General features: G+C 69.8%; 18 protein-coding genes. 11 read left to right on the forward strand and 7 right to left on the reverse strand.

The genetic code is table 11. From position 1 onward, the window contains the following. Positions 1–109: 109 nt before the first annotated feature. From OG496_RS40055 to OG496_RS40070, 4 genes are all read right to left on the reverse strand, one after another. Positions 110–1,018 carry an amino acid ABC transporter permease gene (locus tag OG496_RS40055; protein ID WP_405974325.1) on the reverse strand — a complete coding sequence of 303 codons (909 nt, stop codon included), beginning with the start codon at positions 1,016–1,018 and terminating at the stop codon, positions 110–112. Continuing rightward, positions 1,015–1,683, reverse strand: coding sequence for an amino acid ABC transporter permease (locus OG496_RS40060; protein ID WP_366493408.1), 669 nt, complete (start codon positions 1,681–1,683; stop codon positions 1,015–1,017). The genes OG496_RS40055 and OG496_RS40060 overlap by 4 nt, the downstream gene beginning before the upstream one ends. A 52-nt stretch (positions 1,684–1,735) precedes the next feature. Further along, positions 1,736–2,578 carry a glutamate ABC transporter substrate-binding protein gene (locus tag OG496_RS40065; protein WP_366493407.1) on the reverse strand — a complete coding sequence of 281 codons (843 nt, stop codon included), beginning with the start codon at positions 2,576–2,578 and terminating at the stop codon, positions 1,736–1,738. 193 nt (positions 2,579–2,771) lie between these two features. After that, the gene (locus OG496_RS40070; RefSeq protein WP_019060965.1) at positions 2,772–3,548 is read right to left on the reverse strand and encodes an amino acid ABC transporter ATP-binding protein; all 777 of its coding nucleotides are present in this window, start codon (positions 3,546–3,548) and stop codon (positions 2,772–2,774) included. A gap of 290 nt (positions 3,549–3,838) precedes the next feature. Between OG496_RS40070 and OG496_RS40075 the strand changes: the two genes are divergently transcribed. After that, on the forward strand, positions 3,839–4,525 hold the full coding sequence (locus tag OG496_RS40075) for a response regulator transcription factor (protein WP_366493406.1): 687 nt from the start codon (positions 3,839–3,841) through the stop codon (positions 4,523–4,525). Positions 4,526–4,534: 9 nt separating this feature from the next. Continuing rightward, entirely contained in the window at positions 4,535–5,947 is a 1,413-nt protein-coding gene (locus OG496_RS40080) for a HAMP domain-containing sensor histidine kinase (RefSeq protein WP_366493405.1), read from the forward strand. A gap of 91 nt (positions 5,948–6,038) precedes the next feature. Here the strand turns inward: OG496_RS40080 and OG496_RS40085 are convergent, their stop codons facing one another. After that, positions 6,039–7,037, reverse strand: coding sequence for a TAXI family TRAP transporter solute-binding subunit (locus tag OG496_RS40085; protein WP_399396879.1), 999 nt, complete (start codon positions 7,035–7,037; stop codon positions 6,039–6,041). Positions 7,038–7,171: 134 nt separating this feature from the next. Between OG496_RS40085 and OG496_RS40090 the strand changes: the two genes are divergently transcribed. The 3 genes from OG496_RS40090 (at position 7,172) to OG496_RS40100 (ending at position 9,996) form a co-directional block, all read left to right on the forward strand. Then, a complete protein-coding gene (locus tag OG496_RS40090; protein WP_405974326.1) occupies positions 7,172–7,576 on the forward strand; it encodes a MazG nucleotide pyrophosphohydrolase domain-containing protein in 405 nt (134 codons plus the stop codon). A 63-nt stretch (positions 7,577–7,639) separates the two neighbouring features. Beyond that, entirely contained in the window at positions 7,640–9,157 is a 1,518-nt protein-coding gene (gene miaB / locus OG496_RS40095; RefSeq protein WP_405974327.1) for a tRNA (N6-isopentenyl adenosine(37)-C2)-methylthiotransferase MiaB, read from the forward strand. 107 nt (positions 9,158–9,264) lie between these two features. Beyond that, positions 9,265–9,996 (forward strand): class III extradiol dioxygenase subunit B-like domain-containing protein, encoded by a 732-nt coding sequence (locus OG496_RS40100; protein ID WP_405974328.1) that lies wholly within the window; start codon positions 9,265–9,267, stop codon positions 9,994–9,996. Positions 9,997–10,441: 445 nt separating this feature from the next. Here the strand turns inward: OG496_RS40100 and OG496_RS40105 are convergent, their stop codons facing one another. Beyond that, positions 10,442–10,741 carry an antitoxin gene (locus OG496_RS40105; protein WP_366493398.1) on the reverse strand — a complete coding sequence of 100 codons (300 nt, stop codon included), beginning with the start codon at positions 10,739–10,741 and terminating at the stop codon, positions 10,442–10,444. Positions 10,742–10,765: 24 nt separating this feature from the next. Next, a complete protein-coding gene (locus tag OG496_RS40110; RefSeq protein ID WP_405974329.1) occupies positions 10,766–10,987 on the reverse strand; it encodes a hypothetical protein in 222 nt (73 codons plus the stop codon). Between the two features lie 248 nt (positions 10,988–11,235). On the opposite strand from OG496_RS40110, the gene miaA reads away from it, so the two are divergent. The 6 genes from miaA to hflX all read left to right on the forward strand — a co-directional run bounded on the left by miaA (position 11,236) and on the right by hflX (position 19,947). After that, positions 11,236–12,174, forward strand: a complete 939-nt coding sequence (miaA, locus tag OG496_RS40115) for a tRNA (adenosine(37)-N6)-dimethylallyltransferase MiaA (RefSeq protein WP_366493396.1) — start codon at positions 11,236–11,238, stop codon at positions 12,172–12,174. A gap of 108 nt (positions 12,175–12,282) precedes the next feature. Next, the gene (locus OG496_RS40120) at positions 12,283–12,783 is read left to right on the forward strand and encodes a hypothetical protein (RefSeq protein ID WP_366493444.1); all 501 of its coding nucleotides are present in this window, start codon (positions 12,283–12,285) and stop codon (positions 12,781–12,783) included. Positions 12,784–12,855: 72 nt separating this feature from the next. Next, positions 12,856–13,725, forward strand: a complete 870-nt coding sequence (dapF, locus tag OG496_RS40125; protein ID WP_405974330.1) for a diaminopimelate epimerase — start codon at positions 12,856–12,858, stop codon at positions 13,723–13,725. 285 nt (positions 13,726–14,010) lie between these two features. Next, positions 14,011–16,167, forward strand: coding sequence for a RelA/SpoT family protein (locus tag OG496_RS40130; RefSeq protein ID WP_405974331.1), 2,157 nt, complete (start codon positions 14,011–14,013; stop codon positions 16,165–16,167). Between the two features lie 589 nt (positions 16,168–16,756). Next, positions 16,757–18,286 carry a M1 family metallopeptidase gene (locus OG496_RS40135; RefSeq protein WP_405974332.1) on the forward strand — a complete coding sequence of 510 codons (1,530 nt, stop codon included), beginning with the start codon at positions 16,757–16,759 and terminating at the stop codon, positions 18,284–18,286. A 167-nt stretch (positions 18,287–18,453) separates the two neighbouring features. After that, positions 18,454–19,947: a GTPase HflX gene (hflX, locus tag OG496_RS40140; protein WP_405974333.1), complete on the forward strand. Its 1,494-nt coding sequence runs from the start codon at positions 18,454–18,456 to the stop codon at positions 19,945–19,947. The last annotated feature ends 77 nt before the right edge of the window (positions 19,948–20,024 follow it).

Genomic DNA, 20,024 nt, shown 5'->3' on the forward strand with positions numbered 1-20,024 from the left:
TGCACGATCACAGAACGTATGCAACCCATTGCCGGTGCTTGCGTCAAGTGACGGAGGCAGTGGCGATCATGCCACTGCCTCCGTGTCGTTCATGCCATGTGACCGATCATCAGATCGTGCCGCCGCCGCCGGTTCCGAAACTGCCCCCCACCTGCGCGGGGTTGAGCCCGGTGGCGTCTTCGAGGGCGACGGTCGCACCCGTGCTCTTCTTGCTGCGCCGCAGCCTGCCCTCCAGCCAGCTCGCGAAGGTGGTGAGGGCGAGGTTCAGCAGGATGTAGATGATCCCTACGACGATGAAACTCGCCACCACGTTGGCGTAGTTGGCCGCCAGGGTGCTGCGCGCGTTGAGGAGCTCGGTGAAGCCCAGCATCACGCCGCCCAGCGCGGTGTCCTTCACGATGACCACGAGCTGGCTGACGATGGCCGGCAGCATGACGGTGACGGACTGTGGGAGCAGGATGCTCGTCATCGTCTGGCCCTTGCGCAGACCGATCGCGTGCGCGGCCTCCGTCTGCCCCTTGGGGAGGGACAGGATGCCCGCCCTGACGATCTCGGCGAGCACCGAGGCGTTGTAGAGCACCAGGCCGGTGACGACGGCGTACAGGGGCCGTTCCTCGCTGCCGATGCCCGTGGAGCGGACGTAGAACTCGTTCGCGAACAGCATCAGCAGCAGGACCGGGATCGACCGGAAGAACTCGACCACCACGCCGGCCGGGACGCGCACCCACCGGTGGTCGGACATCCGGGCGATGCCGAAGAACGCTCCCAGGGGGAGGGCGATCACCATGGCGAGACCGGCGGCCTTCAGGGTGTCGCCGAGGCCCGGCAGCAGATACGTCGTCCAGGCGTCGGACGTGGTGAATGGCTGCCACAGGGCCCACTTCAGCTGGCCCTTGTCGTCCATCGTCTGCCAGACCCACCACAAGAAGAGGGCGAGCAGGACGACGAACACCACAGAGAGGAGCACGTTGCGCCGCTTGGCGCGGGGGCCGGGCGCGTCGTAGAGGACGGAGGTCATCGCTTCACCGCCAGTCGCTTGCCCAGCCAGCCGAGGAGGAGGCCGGTCGGCAGGGTCAGTACCACGAAGCCGAATGCGAAGACCGCGCCGATGGCGACCGTCTGGGCCTCGTTCTCGATCATCGTCTTCATCAGGGCGGCCGCCTCGGCGACCCCGATCGCGGCCGCCACGGTGGTGTTCTTGGTCAGCGCGATCAGCACGTTGGCCAGCGGTGTGACGACCGCGCGGAACGCCTGCGGAAGGATGATGATCCGCAGTACCTGACTGAAGCTCAGCCCGATGGCACGGGCTGCTTCCGCCTGTCCGACGGGCACGGTGTTGATGCCGGAGCGCACCGCCTCACAGACGAAGGCCGCGTGGTATGCCACGAGACCCAGCAGTGCCAGCCGGAAACCCTGCACCTTGAAGTCGTCGGACGCGCCCATGGTGACGCCGAAGATGTCGGCGAGGCCGAGCGAGGTGAAGACGATGATGACCGTCAGGGGGATGTTCCGGACGGTGTTGACGTAGAAGGTCGCGAAACCACGCATCAGTGGGACCGGGCTGACCCGCATGCCGGCCAGCAGTGTGCCCCAGACCAGGGAGCCGAGGGCGGAGAGGGCGGTGAGTTTCACCGTCATCCAGAACGCCCCGAGGACGTCATAACCTTGAAGAAAGTCGAACACGATCTCCCGCGCTTCCGGGTATGGGGCCTGCCTTACCGGGGTTTTCTCGGGCTTACTTGACGATGTTGCCGATCTTCGGGGCGGGCTCGTTCTTGTAGTCGGCCGGGCCGAAGTTCTTGGTGACCGCGGTCTGCCAGGCGCCGCTGCTGACCATCTTCTCCAGCGCGGTGTTGATCTTGGTGACGGTCGCGGAGTCGCCCTTCTTGACGCCGATGCCGTAGTTCTCGTTGCTGAGCTTCAGGCCGGCGAGCTTGAACTGACCCTTGTACTGGCTCTGTGCGGCGAAGCCCGCGAGGATCGAGTCGTCGGTGGTCAGCGCGTCCACGGCACCGCTCTGCAGGCCGGCGATGCACTCCGAGTAGCCGCTGTACTCACGGAGGTTGGCCTTCGGGGCGATCGTCTTCTGGACGTTCTGAGCCGAGGTGGAGCCGGTCACGGAACAGAGCTTCTTGCCGTTGAGGTCCGTGCCCTGGGCGATCGTCGAGTCCTTCTTGACGAGCAGGTCCTGGTGGGCCAGCAGGTAGGGGCCGGCGAAGTCGACCTTCTTCTTGCGCTCGTCGTTGATCGAGTACGTGGCCGCGATGAACTTGACGTCGCCGCGGGCGAGCGCGTTCTCACGGTCGGCGCTCTTGGTCTCGACCCACTCGATCTGGGCGGGCTTGTAGCCGAGTTGCCCGGCCACATAGGTCGCCACGTCCACGTCGAAGCCGGCGTAGGTCCCGTCCGGCTGCTTCAGGCCGAGGCCGGGCTGGTCGAATTTGATGCCGATCTTGATCTTGCTGCCGCCGCCGGAGCCCGAACCGGAGTCGTCCTTGTCGCTGCTCCCGCACGCCGTCGCGGCGAGCGAGAGGACGAGAGCGGTGGTCGCGAACACGGTGACCTTGCGGAGCTTCATGGTGAACATCCTTTGGCTGGAGAGGAGATGAGGGCCCGTCAGGGCGCGTCACGGTGGCCCTGAGGGCGTGCGGGACCCTCAGCGGCAGTCGGCGGCCGCCCGTCGTCGGCGGGCCGCCAGTGGCTGGCTGTAGCGGTTCGTCAGCGTTCGTGGCTGATCGTCGGTGGGTGCTGGCGCTGATCGCCGGCGGTCGTCAGTGGTGAAGGATCTTCGACAGGAAGTCCTTGGCCCGGTCGCTGCGCGGGTTGCTGAAGAACTGGTCCGGCACGGCCTCTTCGACGATGCGGCCGTCGGCCATGAACACCACTCGGTTGGCGGCCGAGCGGGCGAAACCCATCTCATGGGTGACGACGATCATCGTCATCCCGTCCCGGGCGAGCTGCTGCATGACCTCCAGCACCTCGTTGATCATCTCCGGGTCGAGGGCCGAGGTCGGCTCGTCGAAGAGCATCACCTTGGGGTCCATGGCCAGCGCCCGCGCGATGGCGACGCGCTGCTGCTGACCGCCGGACAGCTGGGCCGGGTACTTGTCCGCCTGCGTGGCCACGCCGACCCGGTCGAGCAACGCCCGGGCCTTCTCCTCGGCCTGCTTGCGGTCGGCCTTGCGGACCTTGATCTGACCCAGCATCACGTTTTCGAGCACGGTCTTGTGCGCGAAGAGGTTGAAGGACTGGAAGACCATCCCGACATCGGCACGCAGTCGGGCCAGCTCCCTGCCCTCCTGGGGCAGCGGCTTGCCGTCGATCGTGATCGAACCCGAATCGGTCGTCTCCAGGCGGTTGATGGTGCGGCACAGAGTGGACTTCCCGGACCCGGAGGGCCCGATCACCACGACGACTTCGCCGCGGGCGATCGTCAGATCGATGTCCTGGAGTACGTGCAACGCGCCGAAGTGCTTGTTGACGCTCTTCAGGACGACGAGTTCGCCGGTCGCGGCCACATCTTCCTTGGCCACCGATACTTCGGTCATCGCTTGCTGGCTCCGTCCTCGTCGGTTGCGGAGGACAGTAGTGAGGCCTTACGACCAGCGTCATCACATCTGAGCGAGATCTGAGCATCACGATCGGATAGCAATAGGACACGTGTCGTAGCAGTTCGTCGCCGGGATCCGTACCGGCTGGATAACGGAAGGCCGCACGCAACCGGAACCCACTTGACGGCGTCTTCGTCCATCAGCGTGACTGCCTGGGTGCACGCGCGCGTGAGACGTGCTTTTGTACAGGCCGACACCATACGAACGATGAACCGGAGGGGGCCGGGATGAGACTGCTCCTCGTCGAGGACGACAACCATGTCGCCGCCGCTCTGTCCGCGGTCCTGGCGCGGCACGGATTCGACGTCACGCACGCCCGCAGCGGCGAGGAGGCCCTCCAGGCACTCGTCCCCGAGAGCGACGGCTTCGGTGTCGTCCTCCTCGACCTCGGCCTGCCCGACCAGGACGGCTACGAGGTCTGCGGCAAGATCCGCAAACGCACCAGCACCCCGGTGATCATGGTCACCGCCCGCTCCGACGTGCGCTCCCGCATCCACGGCCTCAACCTCGGGGCCGACGATTACGTAGTGAAGCCGTACGACACCGGGGAGCTGCTCGCCCGCATCCACGCGGTCAGCCGGCGCAGCGTCCACGAGGACGCGAGCGGGGGCGGCGACACCGCGCTGCGGCTCGGCCCGGTGCGCATCGAACTGCCCACCCGTCAGGTCAGCGTGGACGGTTCGGTCGTCCAGCTGACCCGAAAGGAGTTCGATCTGCTGGCGCTGCTCGCACAGCGCCCAGGAGTGGTGTTCCGGCGGGAGCAGATCATCAGCGAGGTGTGGCGCACCAGTTGGGAGGGCACGGGACGCACCCTGGAGGTGCATGTCGCGTCCCTGCGCGCCAAGCTGCGGATGCCCGCGCTGATCGAGACCGTACGGGGCGTCGGCTACCGGCTCGTCGCCCCGGCCGCGTAGCGGGCCCGGGTGCGCACACGTCTTCTCCCGCTGCTCATCGTCCTGATGGCGGCCGTGCTGCTGGCGCTCGGCGTCCCGCTCGCCATCAGCACGGCCGCGGCGCAGCAGCAGAAGGTGATCGTCGACCGTATCGACGACACCGCGCGGTTCGCGGCCCTCGCCCAGTTCGTCACCGACGCACCCACGGGATCACGCCCCGCCAACACGGTCCCGGACGAGCGCCAGGAGACCCTGGACCGCGAACTCGCCAGCTACTACGAGGTCTACGGCATCCGCGCGGGCGTCTTCTACCGCACCGACATCTCCATGGCGAACGCGCCGGACGACTTCCTGCTGCCCAAGACGGGCGAGGTGCGCGACGCGTTCGCCGAGGCGCTCCTCAGCCGCCGCAGCCACGACCCGGAACAGGTCTGGCCCTGGCAGCGCAACCGTCTGGTCGTCGCCTCGCCGGTCATCCGGGACGGTGACGTCATCGCCGTCGTGGTCACCGACTCGCCCACCGGGCCGATGCGTTCACGGACCCTGCGCGGCTGGCTGACGATCGGCGCCGGCGAGATCGCCGCGATGCTGCTCGCCGTCGGCGCGGCCCTACGGCTGACCGGCTGGGTCCTGCGACCCGTACGGGTCCTCGACGCCACCACCCACGACATCGCCACCGGACGCCTCAAGTCCCGGGTCGCAGCCGCCGGCGGGCCGCCGGAACTTCAGCGCCTGGCCCGGTCGTTCAACGAGATGGCGGACAACGTCGAGGACGTGCTGGAGCAGCAGCGCGCCTTCGTCGCCGACGCCTCGCACCAGTTGCGCAACCCGCTCTCGGCGCTGCTGCTGCGCATCGAACTGCTCGCACTCGAACTGCCGGAGGACAACGACGAGATCGCCTCGGTCCGCACCGAGGGCAAGCGCCTGACCCAGGTCCTGGACGACCTGCTCGACCTGGCCCTGGCCGAGCACGCGGACGCGGACCTCAGGATCACCGACATCGGCGCGCTGACCGCCGAGCGCGTCGCGGCCTGGGCACCGACCGCCGAGGCCAAGGGCGTGCGCCTGGTGGGCAGTTGCCCGCCCACCACGGCGTGGGCCGACCCGATCACGCTGTCCAGCGCCCTGGACGCGGTGATCGACAACGCGGTCAAGTTCACGCCCGAGGACGAGTCCGTCGAGGTGACGGTCGCGTCGAACGGAGAGACCTCGACCGTCGTCGTCACGGACCGCGGCCCGGGTCTCACCGAGGACGAACTCGCCCGCGTCGGCGACCGCTTCTGGCGCAGCGGCCGCCACCAGAACATCAATGGCTCCGGCCTCGGCCTGTCCATCTCCCAGGTCCTGCTGGCCGCGGGCGGCGGCTCCCTCACGTACGACCACCACGAGCCGCACGGCCTCAAGGTGACCGTGTCGGTGCCCAGGAGCGGGCCCACGGCCTGAACGGGCGGCTCAGGGGCCTGTGTTGAGGTCCCGGGGGTTCCCAGGCCTGGGCGGCCGGTTCAGGGCCTGTGGCGGGCCCTGAGGATCGGCTCTACGGCTTGACGGACCGGTAGTAGCGCCGGGCGCCCTCGTGCAGGGCCAGGGGGTCGGTGTAGATCGCCGTGCGCAGATCCACCAGCTGTGCGGAGTGGACCTGCTTGCCGATGCCGTCGCGGCTCTTGATCACGGTTTTGGTGATCCACTCGGTGAGCCTGGCGTTCATGTCCTTGCGGGTCATCAGCAGGTTGGACACGGCGATGGTCGGGACGGTGGACCCACGCTGGATAGTGGGGTAGGCCGACTCCGGCATGTTGGTGGCGCGGTAGAAGCGGGTGGCGTCGCCCTGCTCGTGCATCTTGGCCACGAGGGTCGCCTCGATCGGCACGAACCGGAACGCGTAGTTCTTGGCGAGGTCCTTCAGGCCGTCGGTCGGTAGCCCGCCCGACCAGAAGAAGGCATCGATCTTGCCCCGCTTGAGCAGGTTCGGTCCGGTGTCGATACCGGCCGCCACCGGCTCGACGCCCTTCTTCGGGTCGATGCCGGCCGCTGTCAGCACCCGGTCGGCGATCAGCCGGACACCCGAGCGGTCCGGCCCTATGGCCACGCGCTTGCCCCGCAGATCGGTGACCGAGTCGATGTCCGAGTCGCGCGGCACGATGAGCTGGACGTAGTCGTCGTAGAGCCGCGCTACCCCGCGCAGCCCGGCCGCACCGGGCTTGCCGTCCATCTCGTACGTCCCCACCGCGTCGGCCGCGGCGATGGTGAAGTCGGCGTGGCCGGTCGCCACGCGCGCGACGTTCTCCTGCGACCCGTCGCTGTTCACCAGCTTCACCGTGAGGCCCGGCATGTCCTTGTCCAGCTCGGCGCGCAGGAGCTTGCCGTACTCCTGGTAGACGCCCAGCGGGGTCCCGGTGCTGAAGGTGACCGTCCCGGTCGGCGGCTCGTCGCCCAGGGGCAGCAGCCACCACAGCAGCAGCCCGAACGCGACGACGCCGGCGACCGCGCCCTGGAGGGCCCGGCGCCTGCTGATACGGGAGAACACCTTGAGCATGCGCGCGATCCTGCCAGTCCGTGCGCGGTGCTGACCAGGGCAGGGCGGGGCCCAGGGCAGCGCGGCGGATCGGGGCGGTGGGAATCGACGGAGGCTGATCGGAGGCGGTGTGCGGCGGCCATTAGGGTCGTCGCATGAGTTCTTCGCCCGCCGAGCTGGTCCGCGAATTCCACCTGGCCTTCGGGCTCGACGCCCGCACCACACCCACCGAGGTCGCCCCCGGCCTCGCCGCCCACCGGGGTGAACTGCTCGCCGAGGAGGCCGCGGAGGTCGCCGAGGTCTCCGTGAGCGGCCCCCTCGACCGGCTGGCGCACGAGCTGGCCGACGTCGTCTACGTCGCGTACGGCACGGCCCTCGTTCACGGCGTCGACCTCGACGCGGTGATCGCCGAGATCCACCGCGCCAACATGACTAAGATCGGCCCGGACGGCGAGATCGCCCGCCGGGCCGACGGCAAGGTGCTCAAGGGGGAGCACTACGAGGCGCCCGACGTGTCGAGGGTGCTGCGCAAGCAGGGCTGGGACGCGGGCGACGAGTGACGTGAGGCTCGGCGGTTCTCGGCTGCCGGAAGAGTCGCTCCCGGCACCGCCTACCCTTGTCACATGAGCAGCGGTGACCGGGGCGAGGCAGTGGACGTCAAAACGTACGAAGTGCGCACTTATGGGTGCCAGATGAACGTTCACGATTCCGAGCGGCTCTCCGGTCTCCTGGAGGGTGCCGGTTATGTGCGCGCGCCCGAGGGTTCGGACGGGGACGCGGACGTCGTCGTCTTCAACACCTGCGCCGTGCGCGAGAACGCCGACAACCGGCTCTACGGCAACCTCGGCCGGCTCGCCCCGATGAAGACGAAGCGCCCCGGGATGCAGATCGCCGTCGGCGGCTGCCTCGCCCAGAAGGACCGCGACACCATCGTGAAGAAGGCGCCCTGGGTGGACGTCGTCTTCGGGACGCACAACATCGGCAAGCTGCCGGTCCTGCTGGAACGCGCGCGCGTGCAGGAAGAGGCGCAGGTCGAGATCGCGGAGTCCCTGGAGGCCTTCCCCTCGACGCTGCCGACCCGGCGCGAGAGTGCCTACGCGGCCTGGGTGTCGATCTCCGTCGGCTGCAACAACACGTGCACCTTCTGCATCGTCCCGGCGCTGCGCGGCAAGGAGAAGGACCGCCGCACCGGCGACATCCTCGCCGAGATCGAGGCCCTGGTCGGCGAGGGCGTCTCCGAGATCACGCTGCTCGGCCAGAACGTCAACGCGTACGGCTCCGACATCGGCGACCGCGAGGCCTTCAGCAAGCTGCTCCGCGCGTGCGGCACGATCGAGGGCCTGGAGCGCGTCCGGTTCACCTCACCGCACCCGCGCGACTTCACCGACGACGTCATCGCCGCGATGGCCGAGACGCCGAACGTGATGCCGCAGCTGCACATGCCCATGCAGTCCGGCTCCGACCCGATCCTCAAGGCCATGCGCCGGTCCTACCGCCAGGAGCGCTACCTGGGGATCATCGAGAAGGTCCGCGCGTCCATCCCGCACGCCGCGATCACCACCGACATCATCGTGGGCTTCCCCGGGGAGACCGAGGAGGACTTCGAGCAGACGATGCACGCGGTCCGCGAGGCGCGCTTCGCGCAAGCGTTCACGTTCCAGTACTCGAAGCGGCCCGGCACCCCGGCCGCGACCATGGAGAACCAGATCCCCAAGGAGGTCGTCCAGGAGCGCTACATGCGTCTCGTCGCCCTCCAGGAGGAGATCTCCTGGGACGAGAACAAGAAGCAGGTCGGCCGCACCCTGGAGCTGATGGTCGCCGAGGGCGAGGGCCGCAAGGACGGCGCCACCCACCGCCTCTCCGGGCGCGCCCCCGACAACCGCCTCGTCCACTTCACCAAGCCGGACCAGGACGTCCGCCCCGGTGACGTGGTGACGGTCGAGATCACGTACGCCGCCCCGCACCACCTCCTCGCCGAGGGCCCCACCCTGAACGTGCGTCCCACGCGCGCGGGCGACGCCTGGGAGAAGCGCAACGCGGCCCAGGCCGCCAAACCGGCCGGCGTGATGCTGGGCCTGCCGAAGATCGGCGCACCCGCGCCGCTGCCGGTTGCCACGGGGAGCGGTTGCGGCTGCGACTGAAGTCGTCGCAAACCGCTGAGTGCGACGCAGGGTCCACGTCGAGTCGACGGCGTGGCCATGTGGACTGTCCGCGTGACTTGTTGAGGCGCCTTGTTAGTGTTCCAGCCATGCTCGTAGCCGCCGCCGTCTGCCCCTGCCCGCCGCTCCTCGTCCCCGATGTCGCCGCAGGCGCCGCGCCCGAACTGGCCGCCGCGCGGGCCGCGTGCACCGACGCGCTGGGCGTGCTCGCCGCCGCGCGGCCCGACCGCCTGGTGGTCGTCGGTCCCGCCGAGCAGAGCGGGCGCGGGACCCATCCCGAGGGCACCCAAGGTTCGTTCCGCGGCTTCGGCGTGGATCTCGACGTACGGCTGGGCGGGGACGGAAACGGGGACGGGGGCAGTGGCGCGGCGTCGGAGCGTGAGCTTCCGCCCTCGCTCGCCGTCGCCGCGTGGCTGCTGGAGCGCACCGGGTGGTCGGACGCCCCGATCGAGGGACTCGGCGTGGGGGAACCTCTTGAGGCCGAGCGGTGTATTCAAACCGGGAGGGACATCGTCGCGCAGGCCGACCGGGTCGCGCTGCTGGTGATGGGCGACGCCAGCGCGTGCCGGACGCTGAAGGCGCCGGGCTATCTCGACGAGCGGGCGGCACCCTTCGACGCGGAGATCGCGCGTGCGCTGGGGGCGGCGGACGTGGCGGCCGTCAAGGCGCTGGATGCCGAGCTGGCGTACGAGCTGAAGGCGTCGGGCCGCGCGCCGTGGCAGGTGCTCGCGGGCGCGGCGGAGGGTGCTGACCTCGGCGGGGCGTTGTTGTACGACGACGCGCCGTATGGGGTCGGGTACGTGGTCGCTACCTGGTCGTAGGCGCGGGTACGGGCACGGACGTGGGCTCGTGGGTGAGGGTGACTTGCCCTGTGTGACGTCGACCTTGGGTGGTCTGAGCGTCGCCAGTGGGGCCGCAGGGTGGGGTTCCGCGTCGCTGAGGCGGGTGCCGCGTGGCGTGCGTCGGGCCCTTTGCGTGGCCGGGGCGGCGAGCGTGGTGAGGAGGCGCCCCTCCGTGGCTGGCTGGCGGACGCGGCCTGGGCCCGGCACGCGTGACGCCTGTCCGTACGCGAAAGTCGTCGCGTACGCCGCAGGCCCCGCAGATGCACGCGAGGCTGCCGTAGCGCCCCCGAACCGCGCCTACCGCCCAGCCCTGAATTGAACGCGTCCTCCGGCACCTGAACCGCCCCCCCTCGCACGCAGATCGGCGGACGGCCGAGGAGCCATACGCCCCGCGGCCGTCCGCCGATCGATGTGCAGGTGCCGTTCAGGAAGCCGGCGGGGTCGAGCCCGGCGGCGTGGTCGGGCCGCTGCCCTCCGCCCCCGTGCTCCCGGTGTCTCCCGTACTCCCCGTGTCGCCCTGGTGCGCGAGTCGGTCCATGGCGTCCTTGGCCTTGCCCGTGCCGGTCTGGATCTTGTCGCTGTACTTGCCCTTGGTCTTCTCGTCGACCATTTTCGCGGCCTTGTCCAGGCCGTTCTCGATCTTGCCTCCGTGCTGCTGCGCGAGGCCCGAGACCTTGTCCTTCGCCGGGGCGAGTTTGGCCTTCCAACTGTCCATCAGACCCATGGTTCACCTTCCCACGCGGGGCAGTTACGTTCGGGCGCCTTCACCGGCCTCGTTGTCGGCGGCCACTTCGGCGGACTGCTGCTTCGGAATCTCGACGCTGTCGCCGGCGTCGACGGACTCGCCGGTCGCGACGGCCTCCGTCGCCGTCGTCTCCGCCGATTCCTCGACCCCTGCCCCCGCCTCGGTCTCCGACACCTCGTCTGCCGCTTCCGCCGTCGGTGCCTCAACCGTCTCCGTGTCGGTCACCGCTGCGGCGGTTGACGCCTCCTCCGTAGCCTTCGACCTCCGAAGAATCCGGTCAAAAACGCCCATATCAACTCCAACGTTACTCGTGCGGGCGAAATCCCGCGTAGCCCGGTGCGTCCGTTTGCGTCGCCCGGGTCACCGCCTCCAGAAACCGGCGGCGGGTTACCTCGCAACGGGCAACGACCCCGCGCGCGTGCTGTCACGTAACTCGTTCGAGGCGAGGGCCCGACGTTTGCGAGACTGGGAACGTGAGCAGCGCACCCCCCGCCCCCCGAGTCATCGCCGTCGTCGGACCGACCGCGGCCGGAAAGTCCGATCTGGGCGTCTTCCTGGCCCAGCGCCTAGGTGGCGAGGTCGTCAACGCCGACTCCATGCAGCTCTACCGAGGGATGGACATCGGCACCGCCAAGCTGACGCCCGAGGAGCGCGACGGCGTCCCGCACCACCTCCTCGACATCTGGGACGTCACGGTCACGGCGTCCGTCGCCGAGTACCAGCGGCTCGCCCGCGAGCGCATCGACGCCCTGCTCGCCGAGGGGCGCTGGCCGATCCTGGTCGGCGGCTCCGGGCTGTACGTGCGCGGGGCCGTCGACAACCTGGAGTTCCCCGGCACCGACCCAGAGGTCCGGGCCCGGCTGGAGGAGGAGCTCGCCCTGCGCGGCTCCGGTGCCCTCCACGCCCGCCTGGCCGCCGCCGACCCCGAGGCCGCGCACGCGATCCTGCCCAGCAACGGCCGCCGTATCGTCCGGGCCCTGGAGGTCATCGAGATCACCGGCAAGCCCTTCACTGCCAACCTCCCCGGCCACGACTCGGTCTACGACACCGTCCAGATCGGCGTCGACGTGGCGCGCCCCGAACTCGACGAGCGCATCGCGCGCCGGGTCGACCGGATGTGGAGCGCGGGGCTCGTGGACGAGGTGCGCGCGCTGGAGGCGCGCGGTCTGCGCGAGGGGGTCACGGCGTCCCGCGCGCTCGGCTATCAGCAGGTGCTCGCGGCGCTCGCGGGGGAGTGCACGGAACAGGAGGCGCGCACGGAGACCGTGCGTGCCACCAAGCGCTTCGCGCGCCGTCAGGATTCGTGGTTCAGGCGCGATCCCCGGGTGCACTGGTTGAGTGGGGCTGCGGCGGATCTCACAGAACTGCCGCACCTGGCACTGGCGTTGGTTGAACGACCGGTCACAGCCTGATCACGTCATGGCATCGGGACGCTCCGGCCGCGGTTCCGGCCTCCGGGGGCGTGCCATCATCGAGCTTCGATCGACCAAGTGGAGTCCGAGTTGGGAGGGCGCGTGGCGATGGAGGCCGGCCCTCGCGACACCGCAGAAGGCATCGAGCAGGTCACCGCGGACCGTGGTGAACCGGAAGAGGGCGACGGCCGGCTGAGCCCGGACGGACCGGACGAGATCCAGGGCGGCGTGACAGCCGACGGTCCCGGGCCCGACGAGATGTTCGCCGGTCCCGAGGTCGAGGTCGAACTCCGCCCGCAGCGCCGTCTGCGGATCTGGCAGCTCGCCCCCATCGTGGCCCTGGCCGCGGTCGGCTCCCTGATGTTCGCCTTCCCGCTCGCCTTCGACTTCGGCGACAGCGGGGCCGTGGTCGCCATGCTCGGCCTGCTCATCTGCTCCTGTGCGGCCGGCTGGGGCACGACGGCCGCCCGCCGCGTCGGTTACACCTGGCCCGGCTTCCCGCAGCGCGGCTCCGGCCGCCGCCCGGACTGGCGGGTCGTCATCGCGTACGCCCTGATGGTGGCCGTGGTCGTGGTCCTCGCCGTGTGGCGCGTGGCCCGGCTCCGCTAGCCGCCGAGGTCCGTCACCAGGGTCGATCAGCGGGGTCGTCGGGTTGTCATAGCCACCCCGTACGATCGAGGAATGAGCACGCGGATCGCCTTCCTCAAGGGGCACGGCACCGAGAACGACTTCGTGATCGTCCCGGACCCCGAGAACACCATCGACCTCTCCCCGGCCGCCGTGGCCGCCCTGTGCGACCGCCGCGCGGGCATCGGCGGCGACGGACTGCTGCACGTCGTGCGGTCCGCCACGCACCCCGAGGCGCGGGACATGACGGCCGAGGCGGAGTGGTTCATGGACTACCGCAACGGCGACGGGTCGATCGCCGAGATGTGCGGAAACGGCACCCGTGTGTTCGCCCGCTATCTCCAGCGAGCCGGGTATGTGGCCGAAGGTGACTTCGCGATCGCCACGCGCGCGGGTGTGAAGTCCATGCACATCGCCAAGGACGGTGACGTCACCACCGGCATGGGCAAGGCCCGTCTCCCCGAAGGGGACGTCACGGTGAGCGTCGGCGAGCGCAGTTGGCCCGCGCGGAACGTGAACATGGGCAACCCGCACGCGGTCGCCTTCGTCGACGACCTCGCGCAGGCCGGTGACCTGTTGTCCGCGCCGCCCTTCAGTCCGGCCGCCGCCTACCCGGACGGCGTGAACGTGGAGTTCGTGGTCGACCGCGGCCCCGGGCACGTCGCCATGCGCGTACACGAGCGCGGCGCCGGCGAGACCCGCTCGTGCGGCACGGGCGCGTGCGCGGTCGCCGTGGCCGCCGCCCGCAGGGACGGCGCCGACCCGGCCGTCACCGGGACGCACGCGACGTACACCGTCGATGTGCCCGGTGGAACGCTGGTGATCACCGAGCGGCCCGACGGTCAGATCGAGATGACCGGTCCCGCGGTGATCGTCGCCGAGGGCGAGATCGATGCCGAGTGGCTGGAAAACGCCATCCGCTGAACGGGTGAATCGCAGTCCCGGCCGCCCCCGACGCCCAGATCCGAAGCCTCCGGTGTCCGGTGCGGCTGGAAACCACGGCTGACCTGATATGCCGTGGCGCAAAACCGTAAACCTGCCGACCTTCGCTCGAATGGGTGATCCGTTTCACGCTCGGCGAGAGGCGGTCAGTCGCACGTGGTGGGCTCGGTAGCATCAAGCACCGGCCCGGACGGGGGATCGTCACCATCCCCTGAGCCGAGTACGCCATGGGGCACCCGTCCGCCGGTCAAGCAGCCGGAGGTGCCCATGAGTGCGGAGGCCACGAACCCTGCGACCCCAGGCCCTGTGACCAACACAGTGCCCCGCAGGAAGGCCCGCCCCCGGATCGACCTGCGCCGGCTCGGCCGGGCCGCCCTGCTCGGCCCCACCGCGCGCGACCGGCTGCCCGACGCCATCGGCCATGTCGCCGAGGCGCATCGCGCCCACTATCCCGACGCCGACCTCGAACCGCTGCGCCGCGCCTGGGTCCTGGCCGAGTCCTCGCACCGCGGTCAGATGCGCAAGAGCGGCGAGCCGTACATCACGCACCCTCTCGCCGTGACCCTGATCCTCGCCGAACTCGGCGCGGAGACAACGACGTTGACGGCCTCCCTGCTCCACGACACCGTCGAGGACACGGAAGTGACACTCGATCAGGTCGGCGAGGAGTTCGGCGCCGAGGTGCGCTATCTCGTAGACGGTGTAACGAAGTTGGAGAAGGTCGACTACGGTGCCGCGGCCGAGCCGGAGACCTTCCGCAAGATGCTCGTCGCCACCGGCAGCGACGTCCGCGTGATGTCGATCAAACTCGCCGACCGCCTGCACAACATGCGCACCCTCGGAGTGATGCGCCCCGAGAAGCAGGCCCGCATCGCCAAGGTCACCCGGGACGTCCTCATCCCGCTCGCCGAACGGCTCGGCGTCCAGGCGCTCAAGACCGAACTGGAGGATCTCGTCTTCGCGATCCTCCACCCCGAGGAGTACGACCACACACGTGAGTTGATCGTCGACAACGCCTCCCGCACGGACGATCCGCTCGCCGAGGTCACCGACGAGGTGCGCACCGTCCTGCGCGACGCCGGCATCCAGGCCGAAGTCCTCATCCGGCCACGGCACTTCGTCTCCGTGCACCGCGTCGCCCGCAAGCGCGGCCGGCTGCGCGGCGCCGACTTCGGCCGTCTCCTGGTGCTCGTGAACGAGGACGCGGACTGTTACGGCGTCCTCGGGGAACTGCACACCTGCCTGAAGCCGGTCGTCTCGGAGTTCAAGGACTTCATCGCCGTACCCAAGTTCAACCTGTACCAGTCGCTGCACACCGCCGTCGCCCACACGGACGGCCAGGTCGTCGAAGTCCTCATCCGCACCCACCAGATGCACAAGGTCGCCGAGGCCGGCGTCATCGCGCTCGGCAATCCCTACGCTCCTCCTTCGGAGGAGCAACAGGCCGCGAACGACGGCGAGCGCGCCGACCCCACCCGACCCGGCTGGCTCTCCCGCCTCCTCGACTGGCAGGAGGGCGCGCCCGACCCCGACACCTTCTGGTCGACGCTCCGCGAGGACCTCGCCCAGGACCGCGAGATCACCGTGTACCGGCCCGACGGCGGCACGTTGGGCCTGCCCGACGGCGCGACCTGTGTGGACGCCGCGTACGCCCAGTACGGCGAGGACGCCCACGCCTGCATCGGCGCCCGCGTCAACGGCCGTCTGGCGACCCTCAGCACAGCCCTGAAGGACGGCGACACCGTCCAGCTCCTCATGGGCCAGGACCCGGCCTCCGAGCCCTCCAGGGAGTGGCTGGAGCACGCGCACACGCCCGCCGCGCGGATCGCCATCCAGCGGTGGATCGCGGCGCATCCGGGGAGCGGTGACGGAGAGGGCGCGACGGCGAACGAGGGGGCGCAGAGCGTCCGTTCGGCGCCCCCCGCCTCCGAAGACACCCCCGACACCTTGGACACCCCCACCGCACCCCCCGCCACCCCCGTCGTGGACCAGCCCGGCGCGACCGTACGGCTCGCGGGCTGCTGCACACCCGTACCGCCCGACGAGGTCACCGGATTCTCGGTACGCGGCGGCGTCGTGACCGTCCACCGCGTGGAGTGCAGCGCGGTGGCGCACATGAAGAGCGTGGGGCGCGCGGAGGTCGGAGTGCGCTGGGGCGACACCACCGAGTGCCGCGTCACGCTGGTAGCCGAATCGTTCGGCCGCCCGCATCTGCTCGCCGACCTCACCGAAGCGATCGCCCTGGAGGGCGCGGAAATCGTCTCGGCGACCGTCGAACCCCCGACCCAGCAACGCGTCCGCCACACCTACACACTCCAACTCCCGGACGCCGCGCACCTCCTGACCCTCATGCGGGCGATGCGCAACGTACCGGGCGTCTACGACGTGAGCCGCGCGCAGCACCACAACACGACGGCTTTCTGAGCGGGGCGCGGGCTTTGGTGCCGGGCTGTCGAGGTGCGGGTTCAGCTTGAGCGGCCCCTGATCTTCGGAGACCCGCACCCGCCTTGAGCCCCCGCCGCTCCCCTGGAACGGGCGTGGGCTTCGCCATCGGCCCGCGATTCATGCGCTTGGCTTGAGCTGCCTCCGGTCTTCTGCGGCGTGCGCCCGCCTGAAGCCGTGGGCTGGACTTCCGAGACCCGCGTCCGCCTTGGTCCGCCCCGTCCCGTTGAGATACGTGTCCGTCATGAGCCCCCCGGAGGGGGCTTTGCGATGCTCGTCCGCCGTGAGGCCCATCGGAGCTCTCGGGCACGCGCCGATGCTGAGCGGCCGGTCCTCAGGGACGTGCGTCGACGTGCAGCGGCCCGCCCGCTGAGACGCGCCGACTTGAGTGCCCCCGGCGCTCTGAAAGAGGCACGCGCGGGCATGCGCAACCCCCGGCACCCGGAAAGCCCGCGCCCGCCCGCACGCCCCGGTGTGCCCAGCACCCTGTAAGCCCCCGGGAGGATCCCGTTCGAGTGGGCCGGGCGCGAGTCGTCGCCGTGGGGCACGCGCGCGCTGGTAGCGGTGGTGCATGCTGCTCACCCCTCGCACCGGCACGACCGGCATCGGCATCCCCCGCACCGGCTCCGGTGATCCGGCTTCCCGGTCGCGCACCAGGAACTCCCGACGGCTGAAGGCGGCGCTGCTCGCCTCCGCCGTGTCCGTCTGCCTCGTCGCCGCGAGCGCTCCGCCCACGCCCCTGGGCGTCGGTGACCGCCTCTTCCCGACGCTGGGCAACCCGGGCTACGACGTGGCGTCGTACGACCTCTCGTTCACGTATCCCGGCAGCAACAGCAAGCCGCTCCAGGCCGTCACCACCATCGACGCCTGGACGACCGAGACGCTGGACCGGATCAACCTCGACTTCGCGCACGGGACCGTCGACTCGGTCGAGGTCGACGGGCGGCCCGCTACCTTCGCCAGTGCCGGCGAGGACCTGGTCGTGACTCCGGAGAGGCCGATTTCCGAGGGGAGCTGGACGCGGATCACCGTGCGGCACACCAGCGACCCCGTGTCCGCCAAGGGCCAGGACGGCGGCTGGGTGCGCACCAAGGACGGGCTCGCCATGGCCAACCAGGCCGACGCCGCGCACCTGGTGTTCCCGTGCAACGACCATCCCTCCGACAAGGCGATGTTCACCATCAGGGTCACCGCCCCCAACGCCTACACGGCCGTCGCCAACGGACTGCCGACCGGCGTCGACAAGGTCGGCAAGAACACCACCTGGACGTACCGCACCCAGCACCCCATGGCCACCGAACTCGCCCAGGTGTCCATCGGCCGCTCCGCCGTGCTGCACCGCACCGGACCGCACGACCTGCCGATGCGCGACGTCGTGCCCGCCCAGGACGCCAAACAACTCGAACCGTGGCTCAAGAAGACCCCCGACCAGATCGCCTGGATGGAAAGCAAGGTCGGCCGGTACCCCTTCGAGACGTACGGGCTGCTCATGGCCGACGCCTCCACCGGTTTCGAACTGGAGACGCAGACGATCTCTCTCTTCGAGAGAGATCTCTTCACCGAGCCCGCCTACCCCAAGTGGTACGTCGAGTCGATCATGGTCCACGAGCTGTCCCACCAGTGGTTCGGCGACAGCGTCAGCCCCCGCACCTGGTCCGACCTGTGGCTCAACGAGGGACACGCCACCTGGTACGAGGAGCTGTACGCCCAGGAGAAGGCGCACCGGCCGATGGAGACGCGCATGAAGGCGGCCTACGCGGCCTCCGACCGCTGGCGCGCAGCCGGCGGACCGCCCGCACTCCCCAAGGCGCCCGCGCCCGGCCAGAAGATCAGCATCTTCCGCCCCAACGTCTACGACGGCGCCGCACTCGCCCTCTACGCCCTGCGCCAGGAGATCGGCCGCCCGGCCTTCGAACGCCTGGAGCGCACCTGGGTAAGCGTCCACCGGGACGGCACGGCCACCACCGCCGACTTCGAGGAACTCGCCTCCGCGATCTCCGGCCGCGACCTGAGCGACTTCTTCCAGGGCTGGCTCTACGGCGAGAAGACCCCGCCGATGCCGGGTCACCCGGACTGGAAGTCTCAGGCACCGGTGAAATGAGGCGGTGAGGGGCAATAAATAAGGCAGTGACGTGGCGATCCGCGCCGTGCGACCATCGTCAGGTCGGCGGCGCGGGTCACCGGGGACACGCCCGGCAGCCACCGGGAATCTCCGGAGGCGCTCGCACGTTATGACCTTTGCAGGACTCCCATCGACGTAAGGACCCAATGACCTCCTCTTCTTCCCCTTCCCAGGACACTGAGCGCTTCGCGCACGCCTACCCCGAAGGTCTTCGGGCCGATGCCCTGATGGAAGAGGACGTCGCCTGGAGTCACGAGATCGACGGAGAGCGGGACGGCGACCAGTTCGACCGCTCCGAGCGCGCGGCCCTGCGCCGCGTCGCCGGCCTCTCCACCGAGCTTGAGGACGTCACCGAGGTCGAGTACCGACAGCTCCGCCTGGAGCGCGTCGTACTCGTCGGCGTCTGGACCACGGGCACGGTCCAGGACGCGGACAACTCGCTCGCCGAGCTGGCCGCCCTCGCGGAGACCGCGGGCGCGCTCGTCCTCGACGGTGTCGTCCAGCGCCGCGACAAGCCGGACGCGGCCACCTACATCGGTTCGGGCAAGGCCAACGAACTGCGGGACATCGTCCTGGAGACCGGCGCCGACACCGTCATCTGCGACGGTGAGCTCAGCCCGGGCCAGCTGATCCACCTCGAAGACGTCGTCAAGGTCAAGGTCATCGACCGTACGGCCCTGATCCTCGACATCTTCGCCCAGCACGCCAAGTCCCGGGAGGGCAAGGCGCAGGTCGCGCTCGCGCAGATGCAGTACATGCTGCCGAGGCTCCGCGGCTGGGGTCAGTCGCTGTCCCGTCAGATGGGCGGCGGCTCGGGCGGCGGCCTCGCCACCCGTGGTCCCGGTGAGACCAAGATCGAGACGGACCGGCGTCGTATCCGCGAGAAGATGGCGAAGATGCGCCGGGAGATCGCGGACATGAAGACGGGCCGCGACATCAAGCGCCAGGAGCGCCGTCGCCACAAGGTGCCCTCGGTCGCGATCGCTGGTTACACCAACGCCGGAAAGTCGTCCCTGCTCAACCGCCTCACCGGCGCGGGTGTGCTGGTCGAGAACTCGCTGTTCGCGACCCTCGACCCGACCGTGCGCCGGGCCGAGACCCCGGGCGGACGGCTGTACACGCTGGTCGACACCGTCGGATTCGTCCGGCACCTGCCGCACCACCTGGTCGAGGCCTTCCGCTCCACGATGGAGGAGGTCGGCGACGCCGACCTGATCCTGCACGTGGTGGACGGCTCACACCCGGTCCCGGAGGAGCAGCTGGCCGCCGTACGCGAGGTGATCCGGGATGTCGGCGCCACCAAGGTGCCCGAGATCGTCATCATCAACAAGGCGGACGCGGCCGACCCGTTGACGCTCCAGCGACTGATGCGGAACGAGAAGCGCTCCATCGCGGTCTCGGCCCGCACTGGCCAGGGCATCGCCGAGCTGCTCGCGCTCATCGACAGCGAACTGCCGCGCCCCTCGGTCGAGATCGAGGCGCTCGTGCCGTACACCCGCGGCAAGCTGGTCGCCCGCGCCCACTCCGAGGGCGAGGTGATCTCCGAGGAGCACACCCCGGAGGGCACCCAGCTCAAGGCCCGGGTGCACGAGGAACTGGCGGCGGAACTTGCGCCGTACGTCCCGGCACCACTGGCCTGACGGGTCGTAGCACGGTAAGTCCGAAGGCCCGCCCCCAACTTCTCTTCCCGGGGGCGGGCCTTCGGCATGCACGCGTG

Origin of the sequence: Streptomyces sp. NBC_00988, from assembly GCF_045162645.1 — a bacterium.
Classification (GTDB): Bacteria; Actinomycetota; Actinomycetes; order Streptomycetales; family Streptomycetaceae; genus Streptomyces.